This window comes from Massilia cavernae, assembly GCF_003590855.1.
GTDB classification, from domain to species: domain Bacteria; phylum Pseudomonadota; class Gammaproteobacteria; order Burkholderiales; family Burkholderiaceae_D; genus Telluria_A; species Telluria_A cavernae.
Genome location: NZ_QYUP01000198.1, coordinates 1 through 19,110, shown reverse-complemented (window position 1 = coordinate 19,110; position 19,110 = coordinate 1). Strand labels below are relative to the sequence as shown.

The following is a 19,110-nucleotide window of genomic DNA, read 5'->3' as shown; positions in this document are numbered from 1 at the left end:
AGCTGTGCCGATTTTGTTCAACATCTAGCAAATCAATTTACTAGAAATAAGATTACGATTCCGGACACTGGAGAAATCAAGGCATGACCCGTTCAATGACAAGTGCGCAGCACGGACAGTTCCGGCTCGGTTTTCTCGTCCATGACGATTCCCGCTTGCGCCGTACCGCGCTCGACAAGGCGCTCAAGCCATTGGGCGTGACGCGTTCTCAATGGTGGGTGCTGGCCAACCTGTCGCGCGACAAGGGCGCCGGCATGATGCAGACCGACCTGGCGAAATTCCTCGACATCGGCAAGGTCGCGCTCGGCGGATTACTCGACCGGCTCGAGGACAACGGCTATATCGCCCGCAAGACCGATCCCGACGACCGCCGCGCCAAGCGCATCAAGATGACGGCCGCAGGCGCCCTGCTTCTTTCCTCCATTCAAGGACGCGCTTCACAGCTGAACGCGGAAATGGTGGCCAACGTCTCCGAGGACGAGATCCTGGCAGCCGAGGATGTGCTCCACCGCATGAAAATGCGCCTTCTGGAGATGGACCGGCAGCATCGGCAGAAAGAGGAGACGGAGGCTGAAACTGGCCGCGACCGGCTGTGAGTGCGGGCGGCGGGACGATGGCGCGCGCAACCGGCTGAAAATTTACACGCATACTCATACGATTCGTGTGATGATTGTCAGTTGATTTACGATAGAATGCGCATTTTAGTACTGACAGGAAATTAGATTATGTCTCAAGCGAAGACGACCCCAAAGCATGGAGAGTTCCGGCTTGGCTTTCTCATCCATGACGTATCCCGCTTGCGCCGTACCGTCGTCGACAAGGCGCTCAAGCCCTTGGGCGTCACCCGCTCGCAGTGGTGGGTGCTGGCCAACCTGTCGCGCGAGAAGGGGTCCGGCATGATGCAGACCGACCTCGCGAAATTCCTCGACATCGGCAAGGTCGCGCTGGGTGGATTGCTCGACCGGCTCGAGGAGAACGGCTATATCGCGCGCAAGGCCGACCCCAACGACCGCCGCGCCAAGCAGATCAAGATGACTGCCGCCGGCGCCCTGCTGCTTTCCTCGATCCAGGAACGGGCGTCGGTTGTGAACGAAGAAATGATGGTCGGCGTGTCCGAGGAAGAAATCCTGGCGACCGAGGACGTTCTGTACCGCATGAAATTACGCCTGCTGGAAATGGATCGGCAAACCCGGCAGAATGGCGAAGCGGACGCGGACACCGACGCGGACGAGCAGTAAGCGCCGCTGCAACTGTCGCGCATGCTGGAGTGCGCCGCGCTGGCCGCCTTGCGCCTGCACCGGCGACCGCCCCGCTGGCCGTCTATCGCCGGACAATGCCCCAGTCCCTGAACACCGCGTCGGTATCCGCGCCGCGCGCCGGCGGCGGGCATGCCACGGCGCCGGGAGTGCGGCTGAACTTCGGCACCGGCGACGGCTGCAGCACGCCGCCTTCGCGCAAGAAGACCTCCCGCGCAGCATTGTGCGGATAATTTTCCACCTCTGACAGCGACAGCACAGGCGCGACGCATGCCTCGCTGCTAAAAATGGCCACCCATTCGTCGCGCGTCTTTTCTGCAATGCGGCGCGCCACCCTGGCCTTGAGATCAGGCCAGCGCGCCTGATCCATCTGCGCATCGAATTGCGGGTCGGTGAGACCGGCGTCACGCCGGAACGCTGCGTAAAACTGCGGTTCGATCGCCCCCACGGCGATGTACTTGCCGTCAGCGGTGTCGTAGACCTCATAGAAATGGGCGCCGCCATCGGCGATGTGCGTGCCGCGCCCACCTTCGAAGCTGCCCATGGCCTGCATCGTCAACACGCCCGACAGCTGGGATGCGGCACCTTCGATCATCGCCGCATCGACCACTTGGCCCTTCCCCGACCGCAGCGCCTCGAACAGCGCGCTCACCATGCCGAACGCCAGCAGGAGTCCACCGCCGCCCATGTCGCCAACAAAATTCTGCGGGATCGCGGGACGCTCGCCCGCGCGGCCGCACACGTGGAGCGCGCCGGCCAGCGCGATATAGTTAAGATCATGACCGGCCCACTGCGCCATGGGGCCGGTCTGGCCCCAGCCGGTGACCCTGCCGTAGACCAGCCGCGGATTGCGGGCCAGACAATGATCCGGGCCGAGTCCGAGCCGCTCGGCGACGCCCGGCCGGTTGCCTTCAATCAGGCCATCGGCGCGATCGATGAGCGCCAGGGCCTGGTCGCGTGCGACAGGGTCCTTGAGGTCCAGCACCACCGAGCGCCGGCCACGGTTCAGAATGTTACGCGACGGCTCGATGCCATACACCGCAGTCGCGCCCATCGGGCGGTCGATCTGCACCACCTCGGCGCCCAGGTCGGCCAGCAGCATGCCGCAATACGGACCGGGGCCGAGTCCCGCCAGTTCGACGATCTTGAGGCCCTTCAACGGGCCTTGGGAGGCAGTCATACGCAATTCCTTTCTTTGGCAATCGAACATATCGTCGTGGCCGACAACTTTGAATGGCCTGGCTGCTGCGAATCCGGTCGACCAGCCGCGCGGAATGGCGCAATCCCAAGCCTTGCGATAGACTCTACATTTTTATTTCGCTGATGTATAGTACACGTTATTATTATATTTTTATATGCGGAAAATCGTCGCTCAGAACAATCCCCTCCCGCATGACAGCGCTAACGAATGCGGCGCTCCATGCACATCGGCCGCCTAGATACGCAGGCATACCATATACGACGTTAGCAGAACCCTGACACAGGAAACGGCAACATGAACGATCTCTCCAACAAGCTGTGGTTTATTACAGGCGCATCGGCGGGCTTCGGCCGTGCCTTGTGCGAGCAGGTGATTGCCCGCGGCGGCCGGCTGCTGGCCACCGCGCGCGACGTGGCGGCGCTGGCCGACCTGGCTGCAATGGCGCCGGAGCGCGTGGCGCTGGCGCCGCTGGACGTGACCAATCCGGCACAGATCGCCGCCGCGGTCGCGCTTGCCGAAGCGCGCTTCGGTGGCATTGACGTACTCGTCAACAACGCCGGATATGGCTATCTGGGCGCGATCGAGGAAGCCAGCGATGCCGAAGTGCGGGCGCAATTCGATGTCAACTTCTTCGGCCTGGCGGCGCTAACGCGTGCCGTACTACCGTCGATGCGGGCTCGCCGCTCAGGCAAGATCATCAACATGTCATCGACCGCCGGCACGCGTGGCAACGCCGGCGTCGGCTATTACGCTGCCAGCAAATGGGCGGTCGAGGCATTGTCCGAAGCGCTCGCGCAGGAAGGCGCCCCATTCGGCATCGGCGTGTTGATCGTCGAACCGGGGCCGTTCCGCACCAACTTCTCCGGCAGCGCGATCGCGCATCCGGCGCATCCGATCCCGGCCTACGAAGGCGCGGCGGCGGCACGCGCCTGGTCTGCCTCGCTCGACGGAACCCAAGCCGGCGATCCGGTTCGCGCCGCCGCATTGATCGTCGACACGGCGATCCAGCGAGAGCCGCCGCTGCGTCTGATCCTCGGCCGTCAGGCGTTCGATGGCGCCTGCACATCGATCCAGTTGCGCCTCGACGACATGCAGCGCAGCCGGACAATCGCCCCGGCTGCGGATTTCCCGGCCTAGCGGGCCGGCCGCGGCATCGGCCGATCTACGGCGCAGGGCTGCGCCCGCGCCGGGCCGCCCGCTGCAAGTTCCTTACATGCTTGCGTAGCTGGGACCGCCGCCCCCTTCTGGTACAACCCATGTGATGTTCTGTGTCGGATCCTTGATGTCGCAGGTCTTGCAGTGCACGCAGTTCTGCGCATTGATCTGCAGGCGCTCCTTGCCATCCTCGGTCGGCACGAACTCGTACACGCCGGCCGGGCAATAGCGCGCTTCCGGTCCCGCGTACGTGGCCAGGTTGATATTCGCCGGCACGCCGTCGTCCTTCAGCGTCAGGTGGATCGGCTGGTCTTCCGCGTGGTTGGTGTTGGAGATGAACACCGACGACAGGCGGTCGAAGGTCAGCTTGCCGTCCGGTTTCGGATAGGCGATCGGCCGGTGGTTGGCCGCCGGCTTCAGGCACTCATGGTCCGCGTGCTGATGGTGCAAGGTCCAGGGCGCCTTGCCGCGGAAGATCATCTGGTCGATGCCGGTCATGATCGAGCCGAGGTACAGGCCTTTCGACAGCCATGGCTTGACGTTGCGCGCGACGTGCAGTTCTTCCTTGAGCCACGACTGCTCGAACGCCGCCGGATAGGCGGCCAGCTCGTCGTGCTGGCGCTGCTCGCCCAGCGCGCCGAACGCGGCGTCGGCGGCCAGCATGCCGGTCTTGATCGCCGCGTGGCTGCCCTTGATGCGGCTCATGTTCAAAAAGCCGGCGTCGCAGCCGATCAGCGCTCCGCCCGGGAACACCAGTTTCGGCAGCGACTGCAGGCCGCCGGCGGTGATCGCGCGGGCGCCATACGAAATGCGCCTGGCGCCTTCGAAGAAGGTGCTGATCGCCGGGTGGGTCTTGTAGCGCTGGAATTCCTCGTACGGCGACAGGTAAGGATTCTCGTAGGCGAGGCCGACCACGTAGCCGACTGCGACCTGGTTGTTCTCCAGGTGGTACAGGAACGAGCCGCCGTAGGTGTCCGCATCGAGCGGCCAGCCGGTGGTGTGGATCACCAGGCCGGGCTTGTGCTTGGATGGATCGATCTCCCACAGTTCCTTGATGCCGATGCCGTAGGACTGCGGGTCCTTGCCGGCATTGAGGTCGTACTTGACCATCAGCTGCTTGCCGAGGTGGCCGCGCGAACCTTCGGCGAACAGCGTGTATTTGGCGTGCAGTTCCATCCCGAGCTGGAAGGTGTCGGTCGGCACGCCATGGCGGTCCACGCCCATGTTGCCGGTGGCGACACCCTTGACCGAGCCGTCGTCGTTGTACAGGATTTCGGCGGCGGGAAAGCCGGGGAACACGTCGACGCCCATCGCCTCGGCCTGCTGGCCCATCCAGCGCACCACGTTGCCGAGCGAGATCACGTAGTTGCCGTGGTTTTCGAAGCAGGCCGGCACCATGAAGCCCGGCGTGCGCCAGGCGCGGGTAGCGGTCAGGAACAGGATCCGGTCCTCGGTCACTTCGGTGTTCAGCGGCGCGCCAAGTTCCTTCCAGTTCGGGATCAGTTCGGTCAGCGCGCGCGGGTCCATCACGGCGCCGGACAGGATGTGCGCGCCGAGTTCGCCGCCTTTTTCCAGCACGCAGACCGACACTTCCTTGCCCTGTTCGGCGGCCAGCTGTTTCAGGCGGATCGCGGCCGCCAGGCCCGCGGGACCACCGCCGACGATTACCACATCGTATGCCATTGCCTCGCGCGAGCCATATTCATTCAGTTCGTTCATCTCGCTTGTAGTACCTTAATTGAGCAATGCCTCTGCTTGCCTGGCTAAACTAGGCCGGCAGGACGCCCACGCTCGATGAGAGTGGGCGAGCGTGTCTGCTGCACTGTTCAGAAGCGGATAATCGGCTTGATTACTTTGCCGGACACGGAATCGGCCACGGCCTCGTTGATATCGGCCAACGGATAAAACTGTGCCAGCCGCTCCATCGGAAAGTCGCCCGCCAGGTGCATGTCGACCAGTTTCGGGATCAACTCCTGCGGCTCACAGTCGCCGTTGACGACGCCACGGATCGACTTGCCCGAGATCAGCGGAAACACGCTCAGGTGCAGGTCCTGGTTTTTGCTGGCGCCCAACAGCACACAGGTCCCGCAGGTACGCAGCGCTGCAACCGCCGCTTCAATCAGCTTCGGCACGCCGGAGGTATCGATCGCGAAATCGATGCCTCCCAGTGACGCCAGCGCTTCCTCGAGATCCTGTTTCGATGTATCGATCGTATCGGTGGCTCCGAGTTCGCGCGCCAGCGTCAACCGGCTTTCCACCCGGTCGACGGCAATAATCCGTTTTACCCCCAAAAATTTGCTGGCCATGATGGCCGCGCTGCCGAGCGCGCCCGTGCCGAACACCGCCAAGGTGGCCGACGGCTTCGGCTTCAGCACGTTCAGCACGGTCCCGGCACCGGTGGACAAGCCGCAACCGAGCGGACCTAACAGCTCAAGTGGCGCATCCTTGCGCACCCGGACCACGTTTTTGGCGGTGGCGATGGCATACGTAGCGAACGACGATTGCGAAAAGAATACGCTGCCGACCGGCTCGTCATGGCTATCGGTGATCGTCGTGGTGCCGTCCGGACGGCGGGTTGCAAAGTTCAGCGCCCCGTAGTGCTCGCAATAGGCGGGATGATGATCCTCGCAATGGTGGCAGTGCCCACAACTCGAAAAGGTGAGCACCACGTGGTCGCCGACTTCCAGTCCCCTGACCCCGGCGCCCATCCGTTCGATGACGCCGGCTCCTTCGTGTCCCAGCACCAGCGGCAGCGGTACCGGCATGATCTCGTCGATCACCGCCAGGTCGGTGTGGCAGATGCCTGTGGCGACCATCCTGACCAGTACCTCGTCCGCATTCGGCTCCACCAGTTTAACTGTCTCGACGCTAAGCGCCCCATGTCTTGTTCGTGCAACGGCTGCCTGAATTTCCATGATGTCCCTTAGGTAATGAGTGTTGTTATTAGATTTCCGCGAACACGGATTTGGTCTGCAGATACGCCTCGATGCCGTCGTAGCCGTTCTCGCGGCCCCAGCCGGACTGCTTGTAGCCGCCGAACGGCAAGCTCAGGTCGTTCGCAAGCTGGCAGTTCAGCCACACGGTGCCCGCCTCCAGCCGCTTTGCCAGCCGGTGGGCACGACCGATGTCGCGCGTCCACACGCCGGCCGCCAGGCCAAAGCTGGTGTTGTTCGCCATCCGCAGCGCTTCGTCCTCATCGTCGAACGGAATTACCGCCAGCACCGGCCCGAAAATCTCTTCCTTCACCAGGCGCATGTCATCCCTGACCTTGACCACCACTGTCGGTTCGACGAAATTTCCCGGGCGGTCGACCCGCCGGCCGCCGGTGACGATCTCGGCACCGTCGTCGCGCGCGCCGGCGATGTAGGCCATCACGCGCTCTGCCTGCTTCGACGAGATCAGCGGACCCATATGGGTAGCCGGATCGAGGCCGCTGCCGAGCTGCATCGATCGGGCGATCTGCACGATACCGGCCACCACCTGGTCGAACACGCCGCGCTGCACGAACAGGCGCGAACCGCCGATGCAGACCTGGCCCGAATTGGAGAAGATACCGATCGCCGCGCCCGGGATCGCCTTGGACAGGTCGGCGTCATTGAAAATCAGGATTGGCGACTTGCCGCCCAGTTCGAGCGAGACCTTCTTCAGATTGCCGGCGGCGGCCTGGACGATCAGCTTGCCGACCTCGGTCGAGCCGGTGAAACCGATCTTGCCCACGTCTTCGTGTGCCGCCAGCGCCGCACCGGCGGTGTGACCGTAACCGGTGACTATATTGACGACGCCGTCGGGCACGCCAGCCTCGCGCAGGATCTCGCAGATCTTCAGCGTTGTCAGCGGCGTTTCTTCGGCCGGCTTGATCACCGTGCTGCAGCCGGCCGCCAGGGCCGGCGCCAGCTTGGCGCATGCCATCATGATCGGCACATTCCACGGCGTGATCAGCCCGGCCACCCCGACCGGCTCCTTGCGAGTGTAGCCATGGTATTCGATGCGGCCGCCGCCGATCGCGCCATCCGTCACCACGTCGCTGGTGACACCATGGATCTTGGTGCACCAGCCAGCGTTGTAGCGCAGCGTTTCGGCGGCATTGCGGATCGTGTACTGGGCCAGTGCCAGCGGCATCCCGTTATTGCGCGTCTCCAGCGTGACCAGCTCGTCGAGCCGGCGATCGATCAGTTCTGCCGCACGCCACAGCACGCGCGCGCGCGCCGCCCCGCTTTGTCCGCGCCAGGTGCCCGCTTCGAACGCCGCCTTGGCCGCCTGCACTGCGTCATCGACGGCTTGCGCACCGCCGTTGGCGACCGCGCCGATCTGCTCCCCGCTAGCCGGATCGAATACGCCGATCGTGTCTTGTTCTACATCCGAATTTGTCGACATGTTCACAGCTTCCTTATAAGTTGGCCCCGAAAATTTTTCTGTTCGCTTTATTATCGTACTGTAGCATACAATAAACATAACTTACTTTTGCGGGAGAGACTTGTCAAGGTTTATATAAAACAATTACGCGGTCGCCATCGTCATGCTGGCGCACCATGCCAACCAGGAGACCAGCTCATGCCCGAAGAGATTGAACCCATCGTCGTTATCGTGGGCGCCGGCCACGCGGCCGGCTTTCTCGCGACCAGCTTGCGCGAAGGCGGCTGGCGCGGGCAGGTCGTGCTGATCGGCGCTGAAGCGCACCTTCCGTATCAGCGCCCGCCCCTGTCGAAGGCGTTTCTGTCGGGGGAAATCGAATTGGCCGAACTGTTGCTGAAGCCGCAGTCGACGTACGACAGCGCTGGCGTCACCGTGCTGCCGGATACGCGGGTCGAGCGCATCGAACGTACGCGCAAAACGGTCACGCTGTCCGATGGGAAGTCGCTGCAATATCACAAGCTGGTGCTGGCCACGGGCGGGCGCGCGCGTCGCCTCGCCTCGCCAGGCATGGAAGGCATGGACTGCCAGCCGAACGTGCACTACCTGCGCTCGATCGACGATGTGCTGCGCATCCGCGCCCAGTTCCGGCCGGGCGCGCGGCTGGTGATTATCGGCGCCGGCTATGTCGGCCTGGAGGTGGCGGCAATCGCCATCAAGCGCGGCCTGAACGTGACCGTGCTCGAGACGCAGGAACGGGTGCTGGCACGGGTCACCGCGCCCGCGATCTCGGCATTGTACGAACGCGTGCATCGCGCGCACGGGGTCGACGTGCGCACGGCCGTCGAGGTCACCGGTTACCAGCTCGGCCCTTTCGGCGACGCGGTCGCTGCCCTCCTGTGCGGCGACGGCACGCGCATCGCGGCCGACCTGGTCATCGTCGGCATCGGCCTGGTGCCCAATACCGAGCTGGCCGCGGCTGCCGGTCTGGCGGTCGCCAACGGCATCGTGGTCGACGAATACAACCGCAGTTCCGATCCAGACGTGTTCGCCATCGGCGACTGCAGCAACCATCCGAACGGCATCTTCGGGCAGTGCCTGCGCCTGGAATCGGTGCCAAACGCGATGGAGCAGGCGCGCACGGCCGCCGCCACCCTGTGCGGCAAACCCAAACCCTACAACACGGTACCGTGGTTCTGGTCCGACCAGTACGACCTGAAGCTGAAAATGGCAGGCCTGTCACAAGGCTACGACCAGCTGGTGTTGCGCGGCGATGCCGCGGGCCAGTCGTTTTCCGCGTTCTATCTGAAACAGGGGCGCATGCTGGCTGCCGACACGATCAACCGGCCCCAGGATTTCATGCTCGCCAAGCGCTTCATTGCAGAAGCGGTCGCGCTGCGTGCAGACGACCTGGCGGACGAATCGATTCCATTAAAGAGTTTGCTTCCAGCAGCATCGTAACATCCACGACACCAACAAGGAGATAGCCATGCTGGGCGGCAACCGGGCGGCGCTCCCCGCGCGCTTCGGATTGAGCAGGAAGTGCGACAGCGCGGGAATCAGCACCAGATGGATGGGACTACCGTTGCGCTTCGTCAACCACGCTGCCACCGCAGCACGGTGGCGGCCGCGTTCTCTCCGCTGATGACAGCGCCTTCGACACCGGCCGAAATGTATTCGCCGGCAAAACACACCCGATGTTCCGGGGGTTGTTCCAGCATGCGGGCCAAGGCGTGGTAACAACCCGTTTTTCTTTCCGAATCGACATATTGCCAGTGCTTTACATGGACCATCTCAACCAAGGGCGCCAGGTCACCAAGGATCGGTCGAGCCGCTTCCATTGCCTGCCGGGCGACGGCCTCATTGCTATCGCCAGCTACCCGCTCTGCCCACGCGTGGCGCATGTGCAGCGTCACCAGTCCCTTTCCCTTAGGCGCCCTGTCGGCCGACTTGCGGTGACTAAAGACGATCGCAAGCAAGTCCGTCTGTTCAAGCGACGGCACCATAATCATCGACGACTTGCCTTCCGGAATGCGCGACAGGCCCAGCGACACCGCGACGCTGCGCACCGGCCGAGCGGCGGAGAAAAATGCCCGGCGCGGGCCGCTAATCCACGGCGCGATCGCCAATGCGACCGGCGGGGGCACAGCGATGATAGCGGCATCGAAGCGGGCCGTCTGCCCTTCGCCGAAAGCCAACATAACCCCTTGGCCCTCGTTCGTCACGCGCGAAACGGGTGAGTTCAGGCGTACGTCCAGTTTTCCGGCTAGCGCGGACGGCAACACCTGCATGCCGCCCCTTGACTGCATGACGACAGGATGGGAGAAGATGCGCAGCAGCCAGATCAAGTCGGCAGCACAGGCCCGATCGCTGGATGTGAACATATTTACGCGAATTAACGGTTCAACCAGGTAGTCATGCAGCTCCTGGCCCAACACGCGCAAGGCGTAAGAGCGGCATGTCTCGTGATCGAGCGCGGCAAGCTCACCCATACTGCGAAAATGGCAACGCTGCCAATATCGTAACAGGTCGGGCAGCAGGCGCACCAGCGCCAATTTGGCACGGCCGCTTAGCACTGCTGAGCGCAGGAATGAAACCATGGGGCGCGCCAGGTCGATTTCGTGCACCACGCCATCGCGCACGATCGATAGTACGGGCCGGGATGCGACAAACTGGGGACCAAGCCTGAGGTCCTTGATCAGCGCCATGGTCCGTTTGTAACGTGGCGACAGCAGGATTGCGCCCGAATCGATGATGTAACCTTGCTTTTCGGTCGTGTTGGTGCGGCCCCCGACACTGTCGTCGGCCTCGAACACGACGGGTGTGCCGCCGCCCTGCAACACGCGGTAGGCCGCCGTCAGGCCGGCCATGCCGGCACCCACCACGGCCACGCGGCCGCCATCGCGCAGCAGTTGGGGTTGTTCGCTCATCGTATGCCCTGTTGTAATGCGGTGTTGCGTCCGGAACGGACCGCATCCGCTATTCTTTAAATTTAAGAAACGCACCGCGTTGCCGACTCCAGCATTCGAAAGAGTGTCGGTGCAGCGCTTACGTCAGACGACACGCGGGCGCATGCGCACATTTAGATGGTTAAGACCCCGAAAGACTATTTGCGGCATAAAGCTCAGTTCTGGGTCGAGTAAGTCCGCCCCTTCAAATCGGCGTACCAGCTCGCCAAACAGTTGGGTCACCTGCGCTTTCGCCAGCAAATGGCCAATGCAGTGATGCATGCCAGGCGCAAACACCATCGACCGTTCATTGTTTCGCGCAGGATCCATGGACGCGGGATCGGAGAAAACCCGAGGATCACGGTTGGCCGCAGCAAATATCAACCAAACAAATTCTCCTTTGTGCAATTGCTTGCCATGCCACTCGAAGTCCTCCGCCACCACGCGCGGCTGGGCAGCGGACATGGCCATGTAGCGCATCAGTTCAAGGCAGCTCTCGAGTGTTTTTTCCGGATGCTGATACATATGCTGCCACACTTCCGGGTGCTCGATCAGTGTCGCCAAGCCCATAGTCAGCGTCGCACCCGTGGTATCGTGTCCGGCAATTATTGCCAGCTGCAGTGCACCGACGACCTCGTCGTCGCTCATGCCGTTGCCCTCTTCCTTAGCAGCCAACAACGACGAAATCAGATCGTTCCCTTGGAGCGCGCCTTGTCGACGCCGCGCTATCTCCGCCGTGAACACCTCGGTCATCTCTTGCATCGCCTGCTCGGCCCGCAGCTTCGCGTCCATGTCCGCATACGGCACGCTGACGCCTTCCTGGAAGGCGTTGGCCCAGTCCCTTAAGCGCGGCAAATACTCCTGCGGCAAGCCCATCAGTTTTAGAATCACGCTGCCGGGCAGTTGGCGCGCGATCTCCTCGTTGAATTCGACCACCGGTTCGCGCTCAAGCGCATCGACCAGCACACCGACCCGTTCACTGATGAAAGGCAGCGTCGCATCGACCACTTTCTTATTGAACGCCTTCACCAGCAGCTTGCGTAGCCGCGTGTGCTCGGGTCCATCCATTTCAACCGGCCAGTGCCGAATATAGCGCCGAAGCAGTGGGAGTTGCGCCTGTTGCTCAGGTGATAGTCCTCCAAAAATCATCATTTCAACCCTGCGCAACGACAGCGGGAACTTGCCCTGAAGCGCGTCGTCGACGTCGGCATGGCGGGTGACGAGCCAGCCGTGCGAATTATCGCTCCAGTGAATCGGCTCGAGCTCGCGCAACTTGTCGAATTCCCCCAAAATCTTGTTGCCGAGGGTACTCGTCATCGAAATATCTACATCAAAACTGCTCGTTGCTTGAATTTGCACGATTTGACCTCTTGGTTGAAGAAAACCTGGTTTAAATGCTGCTCCGTAATATTGTCCACACTTATCCGGTTGTCACGGCGTCACCCTGACTGATCCCAGGCGTAATTCGGCCAGCCGGGCATACAGTTTGGGATCGCCGATTTTCCGGTAGGCAGCACCCAACAGCCAGTGACCGGTACGCGGGGCGGCCCGATTGAAGAAGGACATGGCGAGCCCGTCCATGCCGGTCACGACCTTGGTCCGATAGTTCAGGATCGCCGCGACAATCTTCGCGGCGACAGCGTCGGGTAGCGTGGAAGCAAATTTGTCGAAATTTTTCACGTTGGCCTCGTGAATTTCCGCGCTATCCGCCGGCACATTGCGTCCGAGGTTCGTGCGCGAGGCGCCGGGAAATACCGTCGTCACGCCAATTCGCGTGCCGTAGAGCTCCTCGCGCACCACCGCAGTAAAGTTGGCGACTGCGGCCTTCGAGGCGCAATAAACGGAGTGCATTGGCGAGCCGATCAGGGCCAACGAGCTGGCGGTATTGACCAGATGTCCTTCTGGGCGTTTCGCCAGATAGGGAATCATCGTGCGCGTGCCGTAAAACATGCCCCAGAAATTTACCTCCATCAGGAACCGGCAATGCTCCTCGCTCAGCTCGAGGAAGCTCTCGGTGCGGCTTAACACGCCTGCGTTGTTGATCAGGACATCGATGCCGCCAAACTCTTTTTCGGTAGCGGCAGCGACCGCTTCCCAAGCCTGGCGACTGCGAATGTCAAGCACGTGCGAGCCGTAGCGTGCGTCCACAAGTTGAAGTTGGCGGACGGTTTCGGCCAGGCCGTCGGCATCGATGTCGGCTAGCACCGGTATGCCATGCAGCTTGGCCACCTGGAGTGCCAGACAGCGCCCGAAGCCCGATCCTGCGCCGGTGATAAAAACGACCTTGTCTTTTAATGTACGCATACGATTCCCCACTCTCTTATGTGTATTTCCTACAATGTCCGGAACGGCAGCGCGGCCGCCGCAGTCATGAAACCGTGCGTCGGCAGCGAAGTTGCAGTCATTCCAGCTCAATACTGATGACGTCGTCGCGGACGATGGCGGGATAGGTACGGATAGGCGTATTGCAAGGCAAGCACAGCGCCGCCCCGGTACGGATGTCAAATTTTCCATCATGCCAGGAGCAGGTGACGCAATGGCCCTCAAGCTCGCCCTCGTCTGCCAGCGATGCCTTGCCATGGGTACAGGTGTCGTCGGTGACGAAGAATTCCCCTTCGACCCGGTACACCGCCACGGGCAAACGCCCGGGCAATGAAATCTGGATCATCGATGCTTCTTCCACGTCACCTGTAGCGCAAAGTTTCACTTCCATATCTCTCTCCAATTTCAATTTATTCGTCTGAGCGCCTCCACATGGCGCCCATGGCTTGCTTGATAATTCCCGGCCCTGATTGTGGGTCGACTGCTGTTGCATGCTGTGGGCTTGTCGCGCCGAGCCCGGGTGCTTTTGCTGCCAGGGGATGCGGCGCGCTTGCATACCGAGGCGTCGGTTACCGGATCGCGCGCCGCATCATCTTCAGCAGACCCGGCGTGTACGGTGGCGCGAAGTAGCGGCTGATATCGATCCATGGCCGTTCGAACACCCCGCGCTGGTTGGAAAAGGCCTTGAAGCCGTCATAACCCAAATAACGGCCCATGCCGCTTTCGCCGACGCCGCCGAACGGCAGGTCCTGCATCATCGGGTGCAGCATCACGTCGCCAAAGGTGACGCCCCCCGAGTGCGTATGCTTGAGCAGGTAGTCCTTGTCGGCCGCGCTGCCGCCGATGTAATACAGGGCCAAAGGGCGCGTCTGCACATTGATCAATGCGGCCGCATGTTCGATCGAATCGTAGCTGACGATGGGCAGCACGGGACCGAACACTTCTTCGGTCAGCAGAGCGCTGCCGGCCGGCGGATTGAACACCAATACCGGCGGAAAACGATTTGCATTGCGCAGGGCGCTCACTGGCATGCCGCCAATTACCTCCACCCGCGCCCCGCCCGCTTTGGCCTCCTCGACCAAGCGGGCCAGGCGATCGCGCTGGCGCGGCAAGTGCACGTTCGCGTAGTCTGGATTATTCGCCAGGTTCGGGTAGTGCTTGTCGATGGCCGCGCGCACGGCTTGGGTGAAGCCGGCCGCGTCGCTGCGATGAACCAACACGTAGTCGACCCCCATACAGACCTGACCGGCATTGCCCAGTTTGCCGCATACGATTTTTCCGGCAGCGTAAGCCAAGTCGCTGCCCCTGGCAACGATCGCCGGCGATTTTCCACCCAGTTCCAGCGTTACCGGCACCAAATTGCGCGCTGCGGCGGCCATGACCACGCGCGCCGTGCCGGGACCGCCGGTAAACAGCAGATGATCGAACGGCAGCTCCGTAAAAGCACGCGCAACGTCGACGCCGCCGACGAGTACTGCCACTTCATCGGCGCCAAAAGCCGACCCAAGCATTTCCGCGATCAAGTCGGCAGTCTTCGGCGCCAGCTCCGACGGTTTGATCATGGCGCGGTTGCCGGCCGCCAGCGCGCCAGCAAGACCGCTGAAACCAATACCGACAGGCACGTTCCATGGCGACACAATCCCGATCACACCGAGCGGTTGGTGATGGACGCGGGCGCGTCCGCCGATCAGGCCCATCGGGAACAGAGCCTTGCGCTTTTCCGGCCGCATCCAGCGTGCCACATTTTTGTGTGCATGGCGCAACGCCGTCAGCGGGGCCATCACATCGGCCAGCAGCGTCAGCGCTTCGGGACGACCTCCGAAGTCAGCGTCCATGGCTTGCACTATGCGCTTTTCATTCTTGATCAAAGCGTCGATCGCCCGTCCCAGGCGATCGCGCCGCACAGCCAGGCTGGAATACGGCTCGCGCTGCGCAGCGGAACGCAATAAGGCGAGCTTTTCCGCGGCCAAACCGGCACAGTTGGATTCTAGGGAATTGCTAACGTACATGATTTAGTGTTTTTCATCAAAGGAGGACCAACTGCCGGCGATGAGCAAGCCGTTGAGCAACGCGCAAACCGGCTGCGACTTCGGGAAACATACTTCCCGGGATCGTTGTTCTTGGATGCTCTCGATAAACTATCAGCGCATGAGACCAAAGGTACCAAAACAAGCTTTGGCCGTCAAGCTTATCATACACATACTTATTTTATAAGAACACGATCTCGGCAGCTTGCACCACCCCGTGGGGCGTAGCTCGCCGCGAAACGTCGGCCCTACCTCCGTGCGCAACACACGGTCGGCGTGGCGAATCGCCGCGCCGCTGCGGGTGTAGCCGAGCGGTTGTAACAAATCGATTCTTTGTTGCCGACGAGGCACGCTCTCAATCAGGCAAAGTAAAAGTTGACGACTCCATACGGCGTATAGTAGCGTGTACAGACAGTACGCTTGAGAATAATTCTATGGCGTATCAAATATCCGGCGCTATCTGAGCCGTGACGAAAATCGATGGCGACAAGCCCACGCAATGCATCGCGTGTCGCCCCAAGCGAGCACGCGGCTCCCGTTGACTGTCCGATCGAGAAGGAAACTTTGCAACGACCAACTACAGGTCGATCTGGAAAACGACTCCAGCTTTTGTGGAGATTTATCTATTAACTTGAAATTCTTGGAGATAACAATGACAACTCAGCTTGAGGGCAAGATGCTAACAGGCATCAAAAAAGGGATCATTTTTCGTGATAAGCCTCCCGAGGCAGGTACTACATGGGCCATCATCGGCGTGGTGTTCCTGGTCTATTTCTTCTACGTGATGGGTTCCTGGATTACATCTTCCGATTTTGCCCGAACCATGCCAGCTTCGCCTGTTCCGGATGAGATCAAGTTCAAGATGAATCTGCTGCAAGTGGTCACCTGTTTCATCACCGTTTTAACCATATATTACTTCGTGATAAAGCCCAAATTACGAACGGGTCGCTTTTCCTTCCTTGCCCTCTTCATGTTTGCGCACATCACCACCTTAGTGCATGACCCTCTTGGAAACTATTCCGCAGTTCATGTGGCATATAACGCCTATCCGATGAACATGGGCTCATGGGCCAATTTCATTCCGGGCTTTCTCACTCCCAACCAAAACCTGATGCCGGAATCATTTTTCATGATGATGCCGCCGTACATCTGGTACAACTGCATGCTGTCGGCCGGATTCGCCTGGGTCTGGCGCAAGCTAGCCGAACGCTTCCCGCAGGGAGGCACTCTGATCGTCATTGCGGCAGTTTTCATCGTCATGATGGTCGCGGACCTGGTCGCAGAGTTTGGTTTTATCCGCTCGCACGGCTATTCCTACATCGGTGGGATCCAGTCGGTGAGCCTGTGGTCTGGCACGATGTTCCAGTTCCCGCTCTACATTCCTGTGCTGACGGCCATGCTTACGATGGGCTTTACCACACTGCTTTATTATCGCGATGACAAGGGCGAGTCGTGGGCTGACCGCGGGATTGGCAAACTGAAATTGTCCGACAGCGGGAAGACCTTCGTTCGGTTCCTCTCATTGACAGGCGCAATGCACATGATCAACCTCGTTACCTTCTGGATGCCGCTGCAGTTTTTCACCATGAACGGCGATACCGCTCCGGCGACTACTCCCAACTATATAATAAATAACATTTGCGGTGAAGGTACTCCCCATCCATGCAACGGCGCCAATTTCAATCCGCGCCGCAGCAATTAGGGCGCCTAGCCTGACTGCTTCGTTCCAGCGCACAAGCCGCGCTGGAACACGCTGACAACACCCAATCGTTTGCCGTGTGCGTATTCCACGAAAAGTGGCGTTCGTTCCACGGCAAACTGGCCGCCCAGTCAACGGAAACTGGGCGCCGCGTTCCACGCAATTGGGGACAGCAGAACGTAGCGACGCAGGGTTTAGTATTTACCATGATTTCCGGTAATTGATCTCCGGTATAGAACGGGAATTTTGCGGCACCAATAGCGGTGCCGGCGGTGTGGATCGTCAAAGACATAAACTTGTCCACGGCGGCAGGTCCCGATCCAGAGCATGAACGCTCGCCGCGGTGGCGAGTCGAGGCCGATAGTCGCACCCCGCTGCACAGCCGAATCAGTCTGGTTTAGCGTTATGGGAAATGATTCACCGGCCAGGTTGATCGAATGTACATGGCGCACATACAGGCCGCTTTGCCCTCCGGCCACGTCCACGCGATAGTCGATGCCGACCATGGTCACTTTCCATTCAGCGAACTGGTAGCGCGCCGCCGGCAGCGTCCGCCCGCATGGCTGGCCGGTCAATCTCCTCGAAAAACCGACGGGCGACAGCCTGGCAGCTAGGGACGCGCGTTCATTCCCCCTTGCAAGATGCAGATGCTGTGGTTCAGCTCATTGAGGCCGAAGACCGGGTGCTTGTACATCTTGGCCAGTATCCATCGCTATGCCAGGAGCAGCCTATCCGGCAAGGACTGGTGCCAGCTAGCCTTCCAGTAGGTGTAGTTCGACGCGGCCATGGCGCCGACGAAGAGGGCCGCCTCGCGTATTTCGCCGGTATTGCGGTCAGTGATTGCCACGGTGTTGCCGGTATAGTCTACGAATAGCTTATTTGCCCGGCGCGCTGGGTTCTTGCCGGCCGGCAGCGCCAACGTGTGGTTGCTGAAGCCGCCGGAAAGCCGTTAAAAATGGATGTCTTCGCGCACCGCTCTGCATCGGGTGGCGGGTACTCAGGAACGCTTCCAACAACCGACGCGTCATCGCCCCCTTTTCCGGTCAGGCGGCCAGGGCCAGAAAATCGCAGAAATTGCTCTGGCGGCGGTCGTCCAGCGAACCACCGCCGCAGTCAGCACAATTCCTATTACCGTATCCCCGCGCCCGCCATCGCCTCCGGCGAGAAAAGCATCGGATCAATCGCCTCTTTCTTTATAGACCACCAGCCGCAGGCTTTACAACTGCCACTGCCTGAGACCGAGTAAATTCCGGTTTGCAGATCAAGATAATGCGTGCTGTCCCCATTGCCGCCTGGCCCATCAAAGTAGGGGAAAAAGCTGCCAAAGACAAAGCGGAACAGCTTGCCGCCAGCGTCATAGTTTTCGGCCTGCCCAGCAGCATAACTGTCCTCATCCCAGTAGAATATGCGCTTTTTGTAAATATGACGGAAGCCCGGTTTCAGCGTCGCTTCCACGACCCACACCCGGTGTAGCTCCCAACGTACGCAATCCGGATGAGGGAAGCCCTTGGTTGAAAGAAGCGTCTCAGTTGAACATGCTTTGGCATCGTTAAGATTGAAGTTGTTATAGTAAATATATTTTTCTTTTTTCCCAATCAACTTGAAATCAAATCGATCCAGCGCACCGAGGAAAATTTTAGCATCGTCCATTGTTCCGGCGCCGCCCGAATACGGGTGAGGGGTGTCGTATTGCAGATCCGGGGACAACTTGACCCGCCGCTGTCCTGGAATGTACGAAAAAGCACGACGGCCGGTTTTTAGCATATCCAGCGAATCGATAATGACAAGTTTTCCGCCGACTGCCCGCGCCGGCGCAAGGTCCTCAATATAAGTTTTCCAGAAAACCAATTCCGATGGGAAGGGGCCTGCTTTTTCCGGATCAAGGAAGGGCCTATACTGTTTGCTGGCGCTCTTGCCTACAAAAACCGGCTTACCGGCGGCCGGTACAATATACGTTTCGTTCACGCCAGCTGCCGCATTTTGCTCGTACGCAAGCAAATGGTTCCACATCACCTGATTACCGGTTTTTGGAATAGGGAAAGGCAGTCCGCCGTAACATCCCTCCAGTTTCAACTCCTTGTCCGCGCCCTTGCAGGATGTTGCGTTCTTTGCCGTGCTGTCGAGCACGTATTGGGGGTACACGAAATTCCTG

Annotated in this window: 17 protein-coding genes; 5 read left to right on the top strand and 12 right to left on the bottom strand. The window is 60.6% G+C overall.

Annotation, left to right across the window (positions count from 1 at the left end; all coding sequences use genetic code 11):
• Positions 1 to 83: 83 nt before the first annotated feature.
• The gene (locus D3872_RS24710) at positions 84 to 596 is read left to right on the top strand and encodes a MarR family winged helix-turn-helix transcriptional regulator (RefSeq protein ID WP_119813248.1); all 513 of its coding nucleotides are present in this window, start codon (positions 84 to 86) and stop codon (positions 594 to 596) included.
• Between the two features lie 129 nt (positions 597 to 725).
• Complete coding sequence (locus D3872_RS24705; protein ID WP_119813247.1) at positions 726 to 1,238, top strand: MarR family winged helix-turn-helix transcriptional regulator; 513 nt, start codon at positions 726 to 728, stop codon at positions 1,236 to 1,238.
• Positions 1,239 to 1,320: 82 nt separating this feature from the next.
• Here the strand turns inward: D3872_RS24705 and D3872_RS24700 are convergent, their stop codons facing one another.
• The gene (locus tag D3872_RS24700; protein WP_119813246.1) at positions 1,321 to 2,436 is read right to left on the bottom strand and encodes a CaiB/BaiF CoA transferase family protein; all 1,116 of its coding nucleotides are present in this window, start codon (positions 2,434 to 2,436) and stop codon (positions 1,321 to 1,323) included.
• 315 nt (positions 2,437 to 2,751) lie between these two features.
• On the opposite strand from D3872_RS24700, the gene D3872_RS24695 reads away from it, so the two are divergent.
• Positions 2,752 to 3,594: an oxidoreductase gene (locus tag D3872_RS24695; protein ID WP_119813245.1), complete on the top strand. Its 843-nt coding sequence runs from the start codon at positions 2,752 to 2,754 to the stop codon at positions 3,592 to 3,594.
• A gap of 72 nt (positions 3,595 to 3,666) precedes the next feature.
• Here the strand turns inward: D3872_RS24695 and D3872_RS24690 are convergent, their stop codons facing one another.
• From D3872_RS24690 to D3872_RS24680, 3 genes are all read right to left on the bottom strand, one after another.
• A complete protein-coding gene (locus D3872_RS24690) occupies positions 3,667 to 5,295 on the bottom strand; it encodes an electron transfer flavoprotein-ubiquinone oxidoreductase (RefSeq protein ID WP_119813266.1) in 1,629 nt (542 codons plus the stop codon).
• Between the two features lie 143 nt (positions 5,296 to 5,438).
• Positions 5,439 to 6,527: an NAD(P)-dependent alcohol dehydrogenase gene (locus tag D3872_RS24685; RefSeq protein WP_119813244.1), complete on the bottom strand. Its 1,089-nt coding sequence runs from the start codon at positions 6,525 to 6,527 to the stop codon at positions 5,439 to 5,441.
• Positions 6,528 to 6,555: 28 nt separating this feature from the next.
• Positions 6,556 to 7,986: an aldehyde dehydrogenase family protein gene (locus D3872_RS24680; protein ID WP_119813243.1), complete on the bottom strand. Its 1,431-nt coding sequence runs from the start codon at positions 7,984 to 7,986 to the stop codon at positions 6,556 to 6,558.
• A gap of 177 nt (positions 7,987 to 8,163) precedes the next feature.
• Between D3872_RS24680 and D3872_RS24675 the strand changes: the two genes are divergently transcribed.
• The gene (locus D3872_RS24675) at positions 8,164 to 9,423 is read left to right on the top strand and encodes an NAD(P)/FAD-dependent oxidoreductase (RefSeq protein ID WP_119813242.1); all 1,260 of its coding nucleotides are present in this window, start codon (positions 8,164 to 8,166) and stop codon (positions 9,421 to 9,423) included.
• A 134-nt stretch (positions 9,424 to 9,557) separates the two neighbouring features.
• Here D3872_RS24675 and D3872_RS24670 read toward each other — a convergent pair whose 3' ends face one another.
• The 5 genes from D3872_RS24670 to D3872_RS24650 all read right to left on the bottom strand — a co-directional run bounded on the left by D3872_RS24670 (position 9,558) and on the right by D3872_RS24650 (position 15,241).
• Positions 9,558 to 10,892 carry a flavin monoamine oxidase family protein gene (locus D3872_RS24670; RefSeq protein WP_119813241.1) on the bottom strand — a complete coding sequence of 445 codons (1,335 nt, stop codon included), beginning with the start codon at positions 10,890 to 10,892 and terminating at the stop codon, positions 9,558 to 9,560.
• Positions 10,893 to 11,015: 123 nt separating this feature from the next.
• Positions 11,016 to 12,269: a cytochrome P450 gene (locus D3872_RS24665; RefSeq protein ID WP_147374003.1), complete on the bottom strand. Its 1,254-nt coding sequence runs from the start codon at positions 12,267 to 12,269 to the stop codon at positions 11,016 to 11,018.
• 72 nt (positions 12,270 to 12,341) lie between these two features.
• Complete coding sequence (locus tag D3872_RS24660) at positions 12,342 to 13,214, bottom strand: SDR family NAD(P)-dependent oxidoreductase (RefSeq protein ID WP_182915932.1); 873 nt, start codon at positions 13,212 to 13,214, stop codon at positions 12,342 to 12,344.
• Positions 13,215 to 13,311: 97 nt separating this feature from the next.
• Complete coding sequence (locus D3872_RS24655) at positions 13,312 to 13,623, bottom strand: non-heme iron oxygenase ferredoxin subunit (protein ID WP_119813238.1); 312 nt, start codon at positions 13,621 to 13,623, stop codon at positions 13,312 to 13,314.
• A gap of 178 nt (positions 13,624 to 13,801) precedes the next feature.
• Positions 13,802 to 15,241 (bottom strand): aldehyde dehydrogenase family protein, encoded by a 1,440-nt coding sequence (locus tag D3872_RS24650; RefSeq protein WP_119813237.1) that lies wholly within the window; start codon positions 15,239 to 15,241, stop codon positions 13,802 to 13,804.
• Positions 15,242 to 15,911: 670 nt separating this feature from the next.
• Between D3872_RS24650 and D3872_RS24645 the strand changes: the two genes are divergently transcribed.
• On the top strand, positions 15,912 to 16,961 hold the full coding sequence (locus tag D3872_RS24645) for a spirocyclase AveC family protein (RefSeq protein ID WP_182915931.1): 1,050 nt from the start codon (positions 15,912 to 15,914) through the stop codon (positions 16,959 to 16,961).
• A 191-nt stretch (positions 16,962 to 17,152) separates the two neighbouring features.
• Here D3872_RS24645 and D3872_RS25415 read toward each other — a convergent pair whose 3' ends face one another.
• The 3 genes from D3872_RS25415 to D3872_RS24635 form a co-directional block, all read right to left on the bottom strand.
• The gene (locus D3872_RS25415; protein ID WP_147374002.1) at positions 17,153 to 17,464 is read right to left on the bottom strand and encodes a hypothetical protein; all 312 of its coding nucleotides are present in this window, start codon (positions 17,462 to 17,464) and stop codon (positions 17,153 to 17,155) included.
• 206 nt (positions 17,465 to 17,670) lie between these two features.
• Positions 17,671 to 17,805 (bottom strand): hypothetical protein, encoded by a 135-nt coding sequence (locus D3872_RS27190; protein WP_274381768.1) that lies wholly within the window; start codon positions 17,803 to 17,805, stop codon positions 17,671 to 17,673.
• 281 nt (positions 17,806 to 18,086) lie between these two features.
• Positions 18,087 to 19,110: DUF1329 domain-containing protein (locus D3872_RS24635; RefSeq protein ID WP_147374001.1), on the bottom strand; the 1,024-nt coding region annotated here is incomplete at its 5' end.